The organism is Curtobacterium sp. UCD-KPL2560 (assembly GCF_001705035.1).
GTDB lineage: Bacteria > Actinomycetota > Actinomycetes > Actinomycetales > Microbacteriaceae > Curtobacterium.
The window spans coordinates 1-15,658 of record NZ_MCIG01000035.1 but is presented as its reverse complement, the minus strand read 5'-3'; the positions used below and the strand labels follow the sequence as shown (position 1 = coordinate 15,658).

Below are 15,658 nucleotides of genomic sequence, written 5' to 3'. Positions count from 1 at the left end.
CACGAAGGCGGCGTGCTGCGCCGACGACAACCACCCGAGGACGCGCCGATGACCAACACGCGCACACCCGACACAACCGTCGCAGTACGCACACAGGACGGGCCGGAACAGCAGGCTCCCTCCAGGTGGAAGTCCGTCGGCCGCCAGTTCGGCGTCGTCTGGAGCAACACCAAGGCCCGCGTCGGCATCTGCATCCTCGGCTTCTTCGTCCTGGTCGCGATCGCCGCTCCGCTCCTCGCCCCGTACGGCGCGAGCCAGAACGGCTTCGCCCGCAACGCCGACGCCAGCTGGGCGCACTGGATGGGCACGACCGCCGCCGGCGAGGACGTCCTCTCCCAGATCATCTACGGCGCCCGGGTCTCGGTGCTCGTCGGTGCGGTCGCGGGCTTCCTGTCCACGTTCGTCGCCGTCGCGATCGGCCTGAGCTGGGGCTACATCCGCGGCTGGGTCGCCGAGGTCATCGGGTTCGTCGTGAACCTGTTCCTCGTCATCCCGGGCCTGCCCCTGATGATCGTGATCGCGGCGTACCTCCAGAACGGCGGCATCGCGGTCATCATCGCGGTGATCGTCGTCACCGGCTGGGCATGGGGTGCACGCGTGCTCCGCTCCCAGACGCAGTCGCTCCGCAGCCGTGACTTCGTGACCGCCGCGCAGTTCTCCGGCGAGGGCGCGACCCGCATCGTGTTCCGCGAGATCCTGCCGAACATGACGAGCCTCATCGTCGGCAGCTTCTTCGGCGCCGCGACGAGCGCGATCCTCGCCGAGGCGGGCCTCGAGTTCCTCGGACTCGGCGACTCCTCGATCGTCAGCTGGGGCACGATCCTCTACTGGGCGCAGAACTCGAACGCGCTGCTCACCGGCCAGTGGGTCCTGCTGTTCGCCCCCGGTCTCTGCATCGCCCTCCTGGCGATGAGCCTCACCCTCATCAACTTCGGCGTCGACGCCGTGTCCAACCCGCGACTGCGCGAGGGCGCGCGCCGCAAGAAGGAGGCAGCAGCATGAGCGGCCAGACACCCGACGTGACCGGCGACGGCCTGGAGGCCCGTGGCGGCGCCGCCACGCGCCTCCCGTCCGACGCCACCAACGCCACGCAGGACGTCCTGCTCGACGTGCGCGACCTGTCGGTCGTCTACGAGTCGGCCGGCCAGACGGCCGTCCAGGCCGTCGACCACGTCTCGTTCAGCCTGCGCAAGGGCGAGTTCGTCGGCCTGGTCGGTGAGTCCGGCTCGGGCAAGTCGACCCTCGGCTACGCGCTCACCCGGCTGCAGAAGCCGCCGGCGCGCACGAACGGCGGCAGCATCGTCTTCGCCGGGAGCGACATCCGCGACCTCGACGCCGAGGCGCTGCGCCAGCAGCGCCAGGGCGGCTTCGCGATGGTGCTGCAGTCCGGCATGAACGCGCTCAACCCGGTGCGGACCGTCCGGAACCACTTCGTCGACGTCTTCAAGGCTCACGGCCACGTGCCGCGGGAGCGCTGGGACGCCCGGATGCGCGAACTCGTCGGCAAGGTGAAGCTGCCGGAGTCGATGCTCGCGCGCTACCCGGGGGAGCTCTCCGGCGGCATGCGCCAGCGCGTGTCGATCGCCCTCGCGCTGTCCCTCGAGCCGCAGCTCATGGTGTTCGACGAGCCGACCACGGCCCTCGACGTCCTCGTGCAGCACGCCGTGATGGACACCATCATCGAGCTGCAGCGGTCCGAGGGGTTCACCGCGGTCCTCATCAGTCACGACCTCGGCATCGTGCTCGAGGCGACCGAGCGCGTGCTCGTCATGCACGAGGGGCGGATCGTCGAGGACGGCCGCTCGCTCGAGGTCCTCCGCGACCCGCAGGACGACTACACGAAGATGCTCCTGTCGCACTACGCCGACCCGCGTGCGGAGGTCGTGAGCCTGCCGGGCTTCCCCGACCGCTCCCTGCGCGACCCGTCGGCCACGCGGCAGGAGACGACGTCGTCGTTCAGCACGGTCGGGTCGCGCGAGCGCTCCGCGGCGAAGAACCCGATCGTGGTCGAGCACCTCGTGAAGACCTACCCGGCACCCCGTCGGGGCGAGCAGCCCGTGCAGGCCGTGCGCGACGTGTCGTTCACGCTCGAGCCCGGGCAGTCGCTCGCCCTCGTCGGCCAGTCCGGCTCGGGCAAGTCGACGATCGCGAAGATGCTGACCGGCGTCGAGCAGCCCACCAGCGGCACGGTCCGGTTCGGCGACACCGACGTGGCGAAGCTCGGCAGGCGCGGCCTGAAGGACCTGCGTTCCGAGGTGCAGATGGTGTTCCAGGACCCGTACGCGGCGCTCAACCCGCTGCACACGGTCGAGTACACGCTGTCCCGGCCGATCGCGAACTACACCGGGCTCCGCGGCCGGGACGCCCGGCGCCGGATGCTCGAGATCCTCGAGACCGTGGGCCTGACGCCCGTCGAGCAGTTCGCGCAGAAGCTCCCGCACCAGCTCTCCGGCGGGCAGCGGCAGCGCGTGGTCATCGCCCGGGCGCTCGCGAGCGACCCGCAGGTGATCATCGCCGACGAGCCCGTCTCGATGCTCGACGTCACGCTGCGCGCCGGCGTGCTCGCGCTGCTCGAGGACCTGCGGGAGCAGTGGGGCGTCTCGCTCCTCTACATCACGCACGACCTGCTCAGCGCGCGCCTCATCACCGACGACGTCATGGTGCTGCACGACGGCGCCGTGGTCGAGCGCGGCCGCACGGCCGAGGTGCTGCAGCACCCGCAGGACGACTACACGGTCGCGCTGCTGGACGCGGTGCCGAACCCGCGGCGGACACTGCTCGCATGAGCACGCTCCACGAGTTCCCGTCCGTCCCGCCCTTCGGCCACCTGCCCACGCCCGAGGGGGTCGACGTCGTCGGCGTCGACCTCCCGGTCGGGCGGCTCACCGCCTACCGCGTGGTCCCGTCCGGGCCGTCGAAGGGCACGGTCCTGGTCGTCCCCGGGTACACCGGCTCGAAGGAGGACTGGCGCACCTTCATGCCGCTCCTCCGCGAGGCCGGCTGGACCGCGGTCGCGATCAGCCGCCGCGGCCAGGCCGACTCCGCCGCGCCCACCTCGCCCCGCGACTACTCGCTCGAGCAGGAGGCCGCCGACGTCGTCCGGGTCGCCGCACTGGTCGACGACGGCGCGCCCGTCCACCTGATCGGACACTCGCTCGGCGGCGTGATCGCCCGCGCGGCCGCCATCGCCTCGCCGGGGTCGTTCCGGAGCGTCGTGCAGTTCTGCTCCGGCCCGTACGGCTGGCCCTACCGCAAGGTCACCGAGCTGACGATCCTGCACGACACCGGCGGCGACCTCCGCACGCTGTTCGACGCCACGAACCCGCTGTGGGCCGGCCGTCCCGACGAGGAGCTCCCCGACGACGTCCGCATGGTGCGCGACCGCTTCGACGCGACGAGCCCGCTGAGCGTCGTCGCCGGCGGCCACATCCTCGAGGACCACACCGACAGCTCCGCCGAGCTCCGCGCGACCGGGCTCCCGGTCCTCGTGGCGCACGGCGAGTGGGACGGCGCCTGGCCGATCCCGTGGCAGCGGCAGATGGCCGAGGACACCGGCGCACGCTACGAGGTCGTCCCCACGAGCTACCACGGACCCCACGTCGAGAACCCCACCGCGACCATCGCGCTGTTCGACGACTTCCTGTCGGCGCACTGACGCCGACGCACCGAGAGGACCCATCATCACCACGCTGCAGTTCCCCGACGGCTTCCTCTGGGGCGCCGCCACCGCCGCCCACCAGATCGAGGGCAACAACGTCAACAGCAACTGGTGGGTGCACGAGCACGAGCCCGACACCACCATCGTCGAACCCTCCGGCGACGCCGCGGACAGCTACCACCGCTACCGCGAGGACATCCGGATCGCCGCCGACCTCGGCCTGAACTCCTACCGGTTCAGCATCGAGTGGGCGCGCATCGAGCCCGAGCGCGGCCACGTCTCGCGTGCCGAGATCGACCACTACCGCCGCATGGTCGAGGCCTGCCACGAGGCCGGCATCGAACCGATCGTCACGCTCATGCACTTCACCGTCCCGCGCTGGTTCGAGCGCGACGGGTTCTGGCGCGCCGACGACGCCGCCGACCTCTTCGCCCGCTACACCGAGGCCGCGCTCCCCGTCGTGCAGGACGGCGTCCGCTACGTCTGCACGATCAACGAGCCGAACATCGCCGCGATGCTCGCCGGGGGCGAGGACGCCGCGAACCTGGTCGCGTACGGGCTCCCCAACCCGGACCTGCACGTGGCCGACCAGCTGCTCGCCTCGCACAAGCGCTCCCGCGAGGTCCTGTCGCAGGTCTCCGGCCTGCAGTCCGGCTGGACCATCGCGACGCAGGCGTTCCGCGCGAACGGTGAGCCCGGGTCCGAGCAGATGCTCCGCGAGTACGGGTACCCGCGCGACGACTGGTACCTCGAGCAGGCCGCCGGCGACGACTTCCTCGGCGTGCAGGCCTACACGCGCACGTTCATCGGCGCCTCCGGGCCGGTCCCGGTCGCGGAGGACGTCGAGACGACCCTGACCGGGTGGGAGTTCTACCCCGAGGCCTCGGCCGACGGACTCCGCAGCGCGTGGGAGCTCTCCGGCCACGTGCCGCTGATGATCACCGAGAACGGCATCGCCACCGCCGACGACTCCCGCCGGGTCGCCTACACGCAGGGTGCCCTGGAGGGGATCCACCGCTGCATCGAGGACGGCATCGAGGTCCTCGGCTACCAGCACTGGTCCCTGCTCGACAACTACGAGTGGGCCTCCGGCTACCGGCCGACCTTCGGGCTCGTGGCGTGGGACCGCGAGACCTTCGCGCGCACGCCGAAGGACTCGGCGCGCTGGTACGGGAAGGTCGCGCAGGCGAACGCGCTCGAGACGCGTCGCGACTGACGCGACCCGCTGACGGACGGGCGCGCCCCGCTCGGCGGCGCGGGGGTCCGCCGAGCGGACCCGCTGACGGACGGGAGGCGCGGTGCCGGCTGGCACCGCGCCTCCCGTCCGGTCCCGGTCCCGGACCCGACCCCGCCCCCGATGGAGCAGTCGTCGTCGGGTCCGCCGGCGTGACCCGACGACGACTGCTCCATCCCGACCGTGTCGCGTTCCGCCCGTCGGCCCCGCGGGTCGCGAGCCGGGTGTCAGACGGCGGGGTCGTCGGTGGCGGGCCGGTCGTACCAGGCGAGCAGCGCCTCCTCGGCCCGGCGCGCACCGCGCTCGCGCGCGAGGTCGAGCGCCGTGCGGCCCTCGGCGTCCGGCACCGTGACGTCCGCGCCGCGTTCCAGGAGCGCCTCGATCGTGCCGCGTCGGTCGAACCACGCGGCGGCGTGCAGCGGGGCGAAACCCCAGCGGGGGTCGACCTCGTCGATGCCGGTCGGGTCGACGCCGAACCCGTCCAGCTCGAGCGACAGGCCCCCGACGTCACCGTGCCCGGCCGCACGGACCGCCGGCGCTGCCCACTCCAGCCAGCCGTCCGGCACCGGACCGTGCCAGCCGTGCGCCGGACGCTCCCCGAGGTCGGTCCACACCTGCTCGTGCACCGGCCGCACCGCGATCGCGACGTCGCGGAAGTGCACCGCGAGCTCGCCGGTGGGGGAGAGGAGCAGCCGGAGCTCCCAGACGTCGGCGTCGACGTGGGCGATCTCACCGCGCGAGACCTGCACGTCGCCCGCCAGGACGGCGAGCGGAGCGGTGTCGGCCGGTTCGAGCACGGCCCGCTCGAAGTCGAGCGTGACCTGCGCGTGGTTCCAGCGCCGCCACAGACCGTCCGGGGTGTCGAGGACCTCGTCGGTGCGGACCACCACGACCGCCCGGACCGACCGGGTCGGGGCGTCGTCGATGCCTGCCGTGTCCTGGGCGCCGAACGGGGTCTGCTGGTCGGTGTCGTGCCACGCGGCGATCCGGGCTTCGTTCCAGGTCACGGAGGCGAGGGCCGCGATCGATGGTGGGGCGTCGGTGACCAGGCGGGCGAGGTGTTCGGCGTAGCCCTCGACGTCCTCGAACGAGACGTACCCGACACCGGGCCAGCCCACTCGACTCCATCGCACGCTCCGACCCTACTGGTGACCCTCCCAGCCCGACACGGCAGTCCCGAAGGGTCCATTCCCACCGTGCGCGAATATGCCTGATCTGTAGTATTCTACATCTCATGTGTGATCAGAATGCGTTGCAGGGAAGCGTGCTCGTCACCGGCGGCGCCGGGTACATCGGGTCCCACGTCGTCCGGATCCTCCGTGAGCAAGGCAGGTCGGTCGTCGTCGTGGACGACCTGTCGACCGGCCGGGCCCAGCGGGTCCGCGGCGTTCCGATCGTCCAGCTCGACCTCGCAGGTCCCGGCGCTCGGACGCGCCTCGAAGCGTTGATCGAGACGCACGACGTCCGAGCGGTGCTGCACTTCGCCGCCATGAAGGAGGTCGCACGGTCCGTGGCCGAGCCCACGTCCTGCTTCGACCAGAACGTCGGCGGCCTGCTGAACCTCCTCGCCGCGATGGAGACGACCGGCTGTCGCGACCTGGTGTTCTCGTCCTCCGCCGCCGTGTACGGGGACGTGCGGGGCAGCGCGGTGACCGAGGATGCGCCCCGGCGGCCGGTCAACCCGTACGGGCAGTCGAAGCTCGTCGGCGAGTGGATGACCGAGAACGCTGCGGCAGCACGGCGGATGCGCGTCGCGAACCTCCGCTACTTCAACGTGGCCGGCGCGGGCTCGGCGGACCTGGCCGACGACGGCGCGACCAACCTCGTGCCGATCGTGATCGACGCGGTCCGCCACGGTCGCCCCGTCACGGTGTTCGGCACCGACTGGGGGACCCCGGACGGGACGTGCGTCCGTGACTACATCCACGTCCAAGACCTCGCGCGGGCCCACGTCTGTGCACTCGACGCCCTCGCCGAGGCCGGCCCCGGGGTCACCGCGTACAACCTCGGGACGGGCTCCGGCTCCTCGGTCCTGGACGTCGTCCGGGCGGTCGAACGGACGAGTGGGCGCGCTGCACTCGTGGAGCCGTCGGCACGTCGCCCGGGCGACCCCGCTGCCGTCGTCGCCGACCCTGCCCGCGCTGCACGGGAACTCCACTGGCGTGCTGAGTTCGATCTCTCGGCCATCGTCGAGTCCGCCTGGCGCGCTCGTGCTGCCCTCCAGCTCACCCCGTGACCGTCCCGACGGTTCCCCACCACGCGAAGAAAGGCACCAGATGACCGCCACCACGACGCACCTCCCCGTCACCCGTCCTCGTCCTCGTCCGTGGCGAGCCTGGGGAAAACGCACGGCGGACCTGCTCTGCGCACTCGCGCTGCTCGTCGTCCTCGCTCCGTTGATGGGCAGCATCGCCCTGCTCCTGCTCGTCCTGCAGGGCCGACCGGTCCTCTTCCGTCAGCGCCGCACCGGGCTCGACGGCGCGCCGTTCACCATGCTGAAGTTCCGCACGATGCGTCAGGACGTCGACGGCACCGGCACGGCCAGTGACCACCTGCGGGTGACCCGGCTCGGCAGGGTCCTCCGCGCGACGAGTCTCGACGAGCTGCCGAACCTCCTCAACGTCGTCCGGGGCGAGATGAGTGTGGTCGGACCGCGCCCCATGCTGAACGGGTTCATCGAGCACCACTCGGCGGAGCGCCATCGGCGGCGTCACGACGTGCGTCCCGGCATCACCGGACTCGCCCAGGTGAACGGACGGAACGACCTCGACTACGTGCAGCGCTTCGAGTTCGACCTCGAGTACGTCGACCGGTGCTCGTTGTGGCTCGACTGCCGGATCCTGGCCCGGACGATCCCTGCGGTCCTGCTGCGCACGGGGGCCTCCGCCGCGGTGCCGTGCGACCTTGCGTTCACGGACCGGGCCGAGGAACGTGGTGATGTGGTGCGGGAGTCCCTACAGGAGGACCTCCTCGCCGCGTGAACCGGCACCCGCCACTGCTACGGCGCCGTCGTGCTCTCCCAGCACGGCGGCCCCGTCGGCGTGTCCGGAGACCCGGAGACCCGGAGACCCGGAGACCGGCAAGCCGACAGAGCCGAGGGCCCGTGGATCACACGGGCCCTCGGCTCTGTCGTCGTACCGGCCGTCACGGGCGACGGGTGCGCCCTCCCGTGGCCCTCCGGCCGCGGTCACGCCGTGCCTCGTCGAGGAAGCGCCGGAAGTTCTCCCAGACGACCGTCGTCGCGAAGTCCCGCTCGACGATCTCCCGTGCACGCTCGGCCCGGCGAGAGGCTTCCTCGGCGCGCGTGAACGTCGCGCGCAGCGCTGTCGTCGTGGCACCGACGTCGCCGACCGGCGCCACCAGCCCCGTCACTCCGTCCTCGACCACGTCACCGAGCCCCGTGCAGTCGCTGACGACGACCGGCACCGCAGCCGCCCACGCCTCGAGCAGCACCGTGGAGAGCCCCTCACGGTACGACGGGAGACAGAACGCGTCGAACCCGGTGTACAGGTTGCTCGGATCCGCCACGTTCCCCGTGCGGACGACCCACTCCTCGTGCAGTGCGGCCCGGACGTCCTCGTCGAGCTCGTCGAGACCTTCGTCGAGGCCGACCAGGGCCAGCCTGACGGGGAGGCCCTCCGAGCGCAGTGCAACGGCGGCCCGGACCAACTCCTCGACGCCCTTGTCCCGGGTCAGGCGACCGACGAAGCCGATGACGAGGTCGTCGTCGCCTGCGCCGAGGAGGCGTCGGACATCGCGCCGCACCCAGGGATCTCCTCGGAGGGACGTCGCACGCTCGACGTCCACGCCGACCACGCTCCCCGCCCCCAGGACGGTCATCCGGTCGACGCGCATCCCGAGCTCGGCACACCGTGCACGGAGCCCGTGCCCGACCGCGACGACGTGCGTCGACAGTCGGACGGCGAGGTGCTCGGTCCCCAGCAGGAGACGCCTGCGGATCCCCGACGTCGTCTCCAGCCGCAGGCCGTGGAGGACCTGGACCCGACTCGGTACCCCAGTGCAGGTCGCCGCCACGCTCGCGAGGAGCGTGGCCTTCGGCGTGCCGTAGACGACCTGGGCAGGCCGGAGGCGGGCCATCAGGCAGACGAGCGCGGCGAGCGCACGCAGGTCGTCGAGCGGAGAGGGATCCCGGCGGAGTGGGAGTGCGTGGACGGGAACGCCCTCGCGCACGCCGACGGACGCCAGGCGGCCGGAGTCGCCGGCGGCGACCGCGATCGGCGCGAGCTCGGACGACACGAGATGACGGAGCTGTCCGCGCAGGACCACGTCGACCGTGGCGTCGGACGTCTTCACGAAGAGGGTGCCGCGGCGGGGCTGACGACGGCGCATCAGGCGGCTCCTGCCGTCGGGCTGGTCGAGCCGTGCTGCTGGGGGAGGTAGCGCGGACCACGGAGCCCGAGGTGGCGGGCCGTCTGCGCAGCCGTCCAGGAGAGGTCGCGCCAGGCCTGCGTCGCGGGGCGCTCGCCGAGGTGCTTGGCGAGGCGCCGCCGCGACGAGCGGACGGTCCGGGCTGCGCTTCCCCACGGCGGTGTCCGCCGGCTGTGCATCGCGTCGTGGACGCGGTACCGGACGAGCGGTTCCGGCAGGTTGTCGAGACGCCCGAGGTGCGCCAACCGCAACCACAGGTCGTAGTCCTGCATGCGGTTGCACCGCGGGTCGTACCCTCCGACGGCCAGGACCGCGCTGGTCCGGAGCAGCATCGACGAGTGCACGAAGGGATTCCTGCGGAGGAGGGCTGGCGCCACCGCCAGCCCATCCGCGGTCCGCAGGTGCCCGATCTCCGCGCCGCGGTCGTCGATGACCGTCGCCGCGCTGCCGATCCCCACGAGTTCGGAGTCGTCCGCGAGCGCCTTCGTCTGCACCGCGAGACGGTGCGGTTCGGCGACGTCGTCGGCATCGAGGCGCCCGAAGAGCGGCGCACGACAGGCCGAGAGGCCGACGTTGAGCGCGGTCGGGGTACCCGAGCGACGCGGCAGGCGGAGGACCCGCACCCGCGGATCGTCCTGACCGGGGGTCGGGCCGCTCGCGGGGCCGTCGACGACCAGCACGATCTCGAGGTCGTCGAGCGTCTGTTCCTGCAGTGACGACACTGCTTCCTGCAGGTGGTGGTCCAGCCTGACGGTCGGTACGACCACGGACACGCTGGGTTTGCGTTCTGAGGCGATCACATGACTCCTTCGTTCGAGTGCCAAGTATTGCATATCACGTGTTAGCATCTGAACATGCGACGTTTCGACACCTCGGCTCCCCTTGCTGGAGTCGCCCGCATCTGCACCCGTTCCGTCCGGCTCATGGGTGTGGCCGCGCCGAGCATCGGCGCGCGCGCAGTCCAGCTCGTCGGCTTCGCCAGCCTCGCGCTCGTCCTGGCGCCGACGGACTACGGCCGGTTCGTCGCGCTGCAGGCGATCGTCGTCGGGTGTGCGAGCGTCCTCGGTTCGACGACCTCCCTCGCCGCGAACGCCGAAGCGGCACGGTCCGCACCGCTGACCGGAGGGAGCGCGCGCACGGGGCGACGGGTGGCGGCGCTGATCCTCCCGCGCTGGCGGGCGTTCCTCGTGAACGCGCTCGCCACCGCGGTCCTGCTGCCCGCTGCCGCCGGCGTCATGGGCGTCGGAGGTGGGGGAGTGACCGTCGCGCTGCTCGTCATCGGCGCGGCGGCGGGCGCGTTGCCGGTCACCGAGGGGGTCCTCGGGGCCCTCGCCGGTGCTGGACGCGTGCTCCTCGCCGCCGTGCTCGAAGCCTGTCGTGCCGCGGTCGCGGTCGGTGGCGCACTCCTCGGTGGCGTCGTGGGCGGACCGATCGGTGCCGTGGCCGGGACCGTCGGTGTCGAGGCGGTGGCGATCGTCCTGGGCGGCGCCGTGCTCCTCCCCGAGGCGTCGAGGCGCCGGACCGGGTCGACCGCGGTACCGCCCCGGGAAGGGACGGCTGCGGGCATCACGGCCAACGTGCTCGGGCAGCTCGCCAACTGGCTGGTGCTCTGGGGCGTGTCGGTCGTGGGCGGCACCGTCGGTCTCGGTGTCTACGGCGTCGCGACGCGCTTCGCCTCCGTGGTGACGATCGCGCCGGTGATCCTGGGCAGGGCCGTGATGGGGCAGTTCATCGCGCCGGACCCCCGTCGCGACCAGTGGACACCGCGGTCGTACGTCGCCGTCCTCGGCGTGGTGTCGTCGGTCGGCGCGTTGCTCGCGCTCGCAGTGCTCGTCGGCCTGTTCCGCCCCGTGCTCGTGGACTACCCCGGGGTGGTGGAGGTGACCGTCGCGGTCCTCGCCGGAGCGGTGCTCCGAGCGGTCCTCATCGGTGTCGGCAACGTCTGCGTCGCTCGCCGGAAGTGGCGGACGTGGGTGCTGGCCGACGTCTGCGCACTGGCGGTCGTCGCGTGTGGCATCGGGTGCGTGCTCTCCCTCCACGCCGGCATCGTCGCGATCGCGCTGGTCGTCGCGGTCGGTTCGACCGTGGGGGTCGTCGTCCGACTCCTCGGCCTGGCCCGATCGGCCGCGGTCGGAGGTGCAGCGTGATCGAGGTCGCCGCGCAGTACCGAACAGACACGGCGGTGTCCGGAGCGACGGCCGTCGCGCTGAGCCGCAGGACGGTCCACTGGCTGATCCGCAGCGTCGCCCTGGTCGCCGTGGCAGCCTCCGTCGTCTTCGCCGCCTGTGTCGGGGGCGATGCCGGTGTGCTGACCCTCCCGGTGCTCGCTGAGACCGTGTTGGTCGTCGCGGCACTCGAGGCATCGCGAGCGTCACGGGGTCCTCTCCGCCTCGATGCCCTGACGCTCTTCACCGCGTGGGAGGCGATGCGCGGATGTGCCGTCCCGGCGGCCATCCAGTACCTCGGGAACGGCGACGACTTCTTCTACCGCCTCGGCACCTTCTCGGACACCGTGGCCGTGCTGTGGATCGCCGTGCTCTTCTTCCTCGTCGTCATCGTCAGCCGGGTCGCGTTCGCGCTCCTGGGCGATCACGGTGGGCAGCGGTCCGGGCCGACCGCGGTGCCGCCCGTCACACCCTCGCGTGTCGCCCCGTGGGCCCTCGTCGGCCTGGGCGTGGTCGGCATGGTCATCCGCTTCCCGTCACCGGCGGCTGTGACCGGCTTCCTCTCCGGGGCCGTCGACCAGTTGCAGGGCACCGCCGACGTCACCGTCGGTGGGTTGACGCTCGTCGGCATGGTGCTCCGGCCGATGTTGTTCGTGGGCCTCGTGCTGGTGGCGCGCGAGCGCCGTGCTCGGGGCTGTTCGGTGCTGCCGGTGGTCCCGGGACTGCTGATCGCCGTGGTGTTCGGTCTCGCTTCCTACGGCTTGAACCGGGCGACGGTCGCGTACGCGGTGATCGGCATGGTGCTCGTCTTCTCCGAGCGTGCCCGCGGACCCGTCCGGGCATGGCCGGCGGCAGCGGCCGTCGGCCTCCTGGGCTCGTTCTTCGTCCTCGTCGGGGCGGTCCGCGCGACGCTCTGGTTGGACCGGTCCGGACTCGAGCGACCGCGGCTCGACCCGGTCGCGATCGTGCACTCGGCCATCCCGTACTTCGGGACCCCGATGCAGCTGGCTGCTGCGTTGCCCTCGGTGCGGGTGTCCGATCCCTTCGGACTCACGAGCTTCGTCCTGTCCGTCATCTCGCCGGTACCGGGTGCGCCGGACGCCGCCCGGACTGCCTCGAGCACCGCCCTGTACAACCACATCGTCTACCACAGCTTCGTCGGCAAGGACCAGCTCCTGCCGTTCTGGTACGAGGGTTTCCTCTGCTTCGGGATCGCCGGTGTGCTCGCCGCCGGGGTCCTGGTCGGTGGGCTGCAGGCACTCAGCGACCGGTGGCGGGCCTCGGCGTCCACCGTGCTCGGGAGCTACGCAGCTGCGCTCTTCGTGCTGTGGATCGCCCAGGCCAGCGTGACGTCCATCAACGTCATCGAACAGAACGTCATCTACTTCGTCCTCCCTCCCCTCGCCTTGTCGGCCGCTGCGGTGTTCTGGCCCTCCCGTGGCCTCCCACTCCCACGCCCGCCTCGGACGGCGGATGTCCGACGGCGGGACGTCTGACGCCACCGCCTCCTGCGGGCGTCGCGGTGACCGACGCCGACGTGCTCTCGGTCCACCCGACCCGAGCCCTGCCACGCCCTGCCCCGACCCAATCCCTCACTCGAAGAAGGAACCATGAACTTCCACACGCTCACACGCCTGATCCGACGCGGTTGGGTGCTCATCCTCGGGGCAGTCCTCCTCGGGATCGGGGGTGGCGTCGCCCTCGACGCAGTGGTGACCCCGCAGTACCGCGCCTCAACGTCGCTGTACGTCTCGGTCAAGGGGACGAGCACCTCGTCCGAACTCGCGCAGGGTGGCAGTGCCGCGGAACAGAAGGTGCAGACCTTCGCGAACGTCGCTCGGAGCGCCGTCGTCCTGCAGCCCGTCATCGACCGCCTGCGACTCGACACCGATGTCGTCGGGCTCGCCCGCCGCGTCGAAGCGCAGTCGCCGATCGACAGCGTGCTCGTGTCGATCGCGGTGACCGACACCTCGGCTGCCCGGGCGGCGAGGACCGCGAACGCGATCGGGGAGCAGCTGAGCACGGTCGTCACCGAACGACTCGAGAAGCCCACGCCCGACGGGGTCAGCCCCTTCGTGATCGAGACGATCCAGCCGGCGCTCGCGCCGACAGCGGCGGTCTCCCCGCGACTCGCCGTGAACGTCGTCGGAGGTGCCCTGCTGGGTCTCCTGGCCGGCTTCGCGGCGGCGGGCCTCCGACTCGCGCTCGACGTCCGGCTCGAGGACCGGGAGGAGATCGAATCGATCACCGGCGCTCCGGCGATCGGGTCGATCGCGTTCGACCGGGTGGTGCGTGAGCAGCCGCTCGTCGTCCACGCGAACGCCGTGGAGCAGCGTTCCGAGGAGTTCCGACGGCTCCGGACGAACCTGCAGTTCCTCGAGGTGGAACGGGCGACCCGGAGCTTCGCCGTGACATCCTCCGTGAAGGGCGAGGGGAAGAGCACGACCGCCGCGAACCTCGCGATCGCGCTCGCGCAGAACGGCGCTCGGGTCGCACTCGTCGATGCAGACCTCCGACGCCCCCGGATCGCGCACCTCATGGGCATCGAGGGTGCCGCGGGGCTGACCGACGTCCTGATCGGCCGGATGGAACTCAGCGATGCGCTGCAGCCGTGGGGGAGGGACGAGCTCGTCGTGCTCCCGTCCGGGCAGATCCCGCCGAACCCGGCGGAGCTCCTCGGCACCGAGGCGATGCGACGGGTCCTCGCCGAACTCGAGTCGGACTTCGACGTCGTGATCGTCGATGCTCCGCCGCTCCTGCCCGTCACGGACGCGGCGATCCTCGCGCGGCTCGTGGGCGGGACCCTGCTCATCGCCTCGATGTCGAAGACGTCACGGAAGCAGCTCGCCGGCGCGGTCGCCACCCTCCGGGACACCGGGACCGCGCCCGTGGGCGCGGTCATGACGATGGTCCGCGGCGAGCGCGGCAACCGGTACGACTACACGTACCGTCAGGACGCCCGGCCGGCCGACGAGCCGGTCCGGCTCGACACGGACCAGCTCGGCCGCCACGCGGTCGGGTCTCCCCCCTCCGCGCTCTGAGCCCGGAACGAAGAACCCCCGAGGTCCGTGAGGACCTCGGGGGTTCTTCGTGTCTCCGGGCCTACGACCTGGTCGCGCCCTGGTACGTCGCGATGCGACCTGTCGTCGGACTGGAGGCGCGGGGCGGGGCGGCCACGGCCCTCCCGTCCGACACGCAGTCACCGGCCCGTTCGGCCGCGCCCTCCTCCGCGGGGTCGCGGAGCGCGGACCGGATGCCGCCTCCGGCCGTGAGCCGCCGCGCCGGAACCAGCTGCTCCTGTGGCGGAGGCTTCCGGATCCAGCCGCGGAGGGAAGGGGCTTCGAGGTCGGGGTAGCCGGGCGACGGTCGTCTGGTCTGGTCTGGTCGGTGCCCACGCGGCACGGGTCGGTCGCGGCCTGTGGACAGCCTCCGAGAGGAGTGACCAAGCGGCGTCGTCCGGAAGCAGATCGGCGGCTCACTCGACGTCCAACGAGAGCCCCTGGTCGGGCTCCGCTGCCGCTCCGGCGACGTCGGCGAGGAGGCCGACTCCGCCGGGCCTCCGGGCCTCCGGGCCTCCGGGCCTCCGGGAATCCGGGCCTCCAGACCTCCACCTCCGGCAACGACCACGGCCCCCGTGCTCGTGCACGGGGGCCGTGGTCGTTCTCGGAGGTGGAGGTCAGTCGTCGGTGGCGGGTCGGAGGACGTTGTCGGAGCCGAGTTCCTCGAGGACCGGTTCGTCCCCGGTGTAGTACACGACGTTGCCGTGTCCGACCGTCGTGACCTTCGGTGTCTCGTGCACGGTGATGGTGTTGTCGTGGCCCTCCACGCTGAGCTGCTTCGTGGAGCCGACCTCGACGGTGGCCTTGCTCGCGACGACGTCGACGAGGTCGCAGGAGGTGACGGAGTACTCACGACCGTCCACCGCCGGGGTGGACTGGCCGTCCGTGCACGCACCCGTGGGGTCGGGGACGCCACCCGCCGTCGTGGCGCTGGCGCTCGGTGTGGCACTGGGCGCTGGGGACGACGCGGTGCAGCCGGAGAGGCCGATCGCTGCGAGCGTGCAGACGGCGAGGGCGGTCAGGGTGGTGGTACGCATGCTGCTCCTGGTTCGGGGTTCGCTTGGACGACGAGCGGCTGCTCACGCACCACCCGGTCGAACGCGATCGACCCGATCGCCGGAGCGCCGGTGATCGATTCGATCTCCTCCCGGTC

The 15,658-nt window shown here is 71.9% G+C and carries 13 protein-coding genes; 9 read left to right on the top strand and 4 right to left on the bottom strand.

Annotation, left to right across the window (positions count from 1 at the left end):
- Nucleotides 1–48: 48 nt before the first annotated feature.
- The 4 genes from BEP24_RS09645 to BEP24_RS09630 are packed head-to-tail and all read left to right on the top strand — an operon-like array spanning nucleotide 49 to nucleotide 4,874.
- Nucleotides 49–1,002 (top strand): ABC transporter permease, encoded by a 954-nt coding sequence (locus BEP24_RS09645; protein ID WP_065962772.1) that lies wholly within the window; start codon nucleotides 49–51, stop codon nucleotides 1,000–1,002.
- Complete coding sequence (locus BEP24_RS09640; protein WP_083230261.1) at nucleotides 999–2,786, top strand: ABC transporter ATP-binding protein; 1,788 nt, start codon at nucleotides 999–1,001, stop codon at nucleotides 2,784–2,786. The genes BEP24_RS09645 and BEP24_RS09640 overlap by 4 nt, the downstream gene beginning before the upstream one ends.
- Entirely contained in the window at nucleotides 2,783–3,655 is an 873-nt protein-coding gene (locus tag BEP24_RS09635) for an alpha/beta fold hydrolase (RefSeq protein ID WP_065962770.1), read from the top strand. The genes BEP24_RS09640 and BEP24_RS09635 overlap by 4 nt, the downstream gene beginning before the upstream one ends.
- A gap of 34 nt (nucleotides 3,656–3,689) precedes the next feature.
- Entirely contained in the window at nucleotides 3,690–4,874 is a 1,185-nt protein-coding gene (locus BEP24_RS09630; RefSeq protein ID WP_216093127.1) for a family 1 glycosylhydrolase, read from the top strand.
- 245 nt (nucleotides 4,875–5,119) lie between these two features.
- Here the strand turns inward: BEP24_RS09630 and BEP24_RS09625 are convergent, their stop codons facing one another.
- Complete coding sequence (locus BEP24_RS09625; RefSeq protein ID WP_141693417.1) at nucleotides 5,120–6,025, bottom strand: ankyrin repeat domain-containing protein; 906 nt, start codon at nucleotides 6,023–6,025, stop codon at nucleotides 5,120–5,122.
- 101 nt (nucleotides 6,026–6,126) lie between these two features.
- On the opposite strand from BEP24_RS09625, the gene galE reads away from it, so the two are divergent.
- Nucleotides 6,127–7,128: a UDP-glucose 4-epimerase GalE gene (galE, locus tag BEP24_RS09620; RefSeq protein ID WP_065962764.1), complete on the top strand. Its 1,002-nt coding sequence runs from the start codon at nucleotides 6,127–6,129 to the stop codon at nucleotides 7,126–7,128.
- Between the two features lie 40 nt (nucleotides 7,129–7,168).
- Complete coding sequence (locus BEP24_RS09615) at nucleotides 7,169–7,873, top strand: sugar transferase (protein ID WP_065962761.1); 705 nt, start codon at nucleotides 7,169–7,171, stop codon at nucleotides 7,871–7,873.
- 163 nt (nucleotides 7,874–8,036) lie between these two features.
- Here BEP24_RS09615 and BEP24_RS09610 read toward each other — a convergent pair whose 3' ends face one another.
- Both BEP24_RS09610 and BEP24_RS17065 read right to left on the bottom strand, forming a co-directional pair.
- The gene (locus BEP24_RS09610; RefSeq protein ID WP_065962759.1) at nucleotides 8,037–9,242 is read right to left on the bottom strand and encodes a glycosyltransferase; all 1,206 of its coding nucleotides are present in this window, start codon (nucleotides 9,240–9,242) and stop codon (nucleotides 8,037–8,039) included.
- Nucleotides 9,242–10,114: a glycosyltransferase gene (locus BEP24_RS17065; RefSeq protein ID WP_290439180.1), complete on the bottom strand. Its 873-nt coding sequence runs from the start codon at nucleotides 10,112–10,114 to the stop codon at nucleotides 9,242–9,244. The genes BEP24_RS09610 and BEP24_RS17065 overlap by 1 nt, the downstream gene beginning before the upstream one ends.
- 21 nt (nucleotides 10,115–10,135) lie before the next feature.
- On the opposite strand from BEP24_RS17065, the gene BEP24_RS17060 reads away from it, so the two are divergent.
- The 3 genes from BEP24_RS17060 (at nucleotide 10,136) to BEP24_RS09590 (ending at nucleotide 14,487) form a co-directional block, all read left to right on the top strand.
- Entirely contained in the window at nucleotides 10,136–11,428 is a 1,293-nt protein-coding gene (locus BEP24_RS17060) for a hypothetical protein (RefSeq protein WP_141693415.1), read from the top strand.
- On the top strand, nucleotides 11,425–12,942 hold the full coding sequence (locus BEP24_RS17055; RefSeq protein ID WP_065962754.1) for a hypothetical protein: 1,518 nt from the start codon (nucleotides 11,425–11,427) through the stop codon (nucleotides 12,940–12,942). The genes BEP24_RS17060 and BEP24_RS17055 overlap by 4 nt, the downstream gene beginning before the upstream one ends.
- 114 nt (nucleotides 12,943–13,056) lie before the next feature.
- Nucleotides 13,057–14,487 carry a polysaccharide biosynthesis tyrosine autokinase gene (locus tag BEP24_RS09590; protein ID WP_065962751.1) on the top strand — a complete coding sequence of 477 codons (1,431 nt, stop codon included), beginning with the start codon at nucleotides 13,057–13,059 and terminating at the stop codon, nucleotides 14,485–14,487.
- A gap of 635 nt (nucleotides 14,488–15,122) precedes the next feature.
- On the opposite strand, the gene BEP24_RS09585 is transcribed toward BEP24_RS09590, so the two are convergent.
- Nucleotides 15,123–15,542 (bottom strand): DUF3060 domain-containing protein, encoded by a 420-nt coding sequence (locus BEP24_RS09585; RefSeq protein WP_065962749.1) that lies wholly within the window; start codon nucleotides 15,540–15,542, stop codon nucleotides 15,123–15,125.
- Between the last annotated feature and the right edge of the window lie 116 nt (nucleotides 15,543–15,658).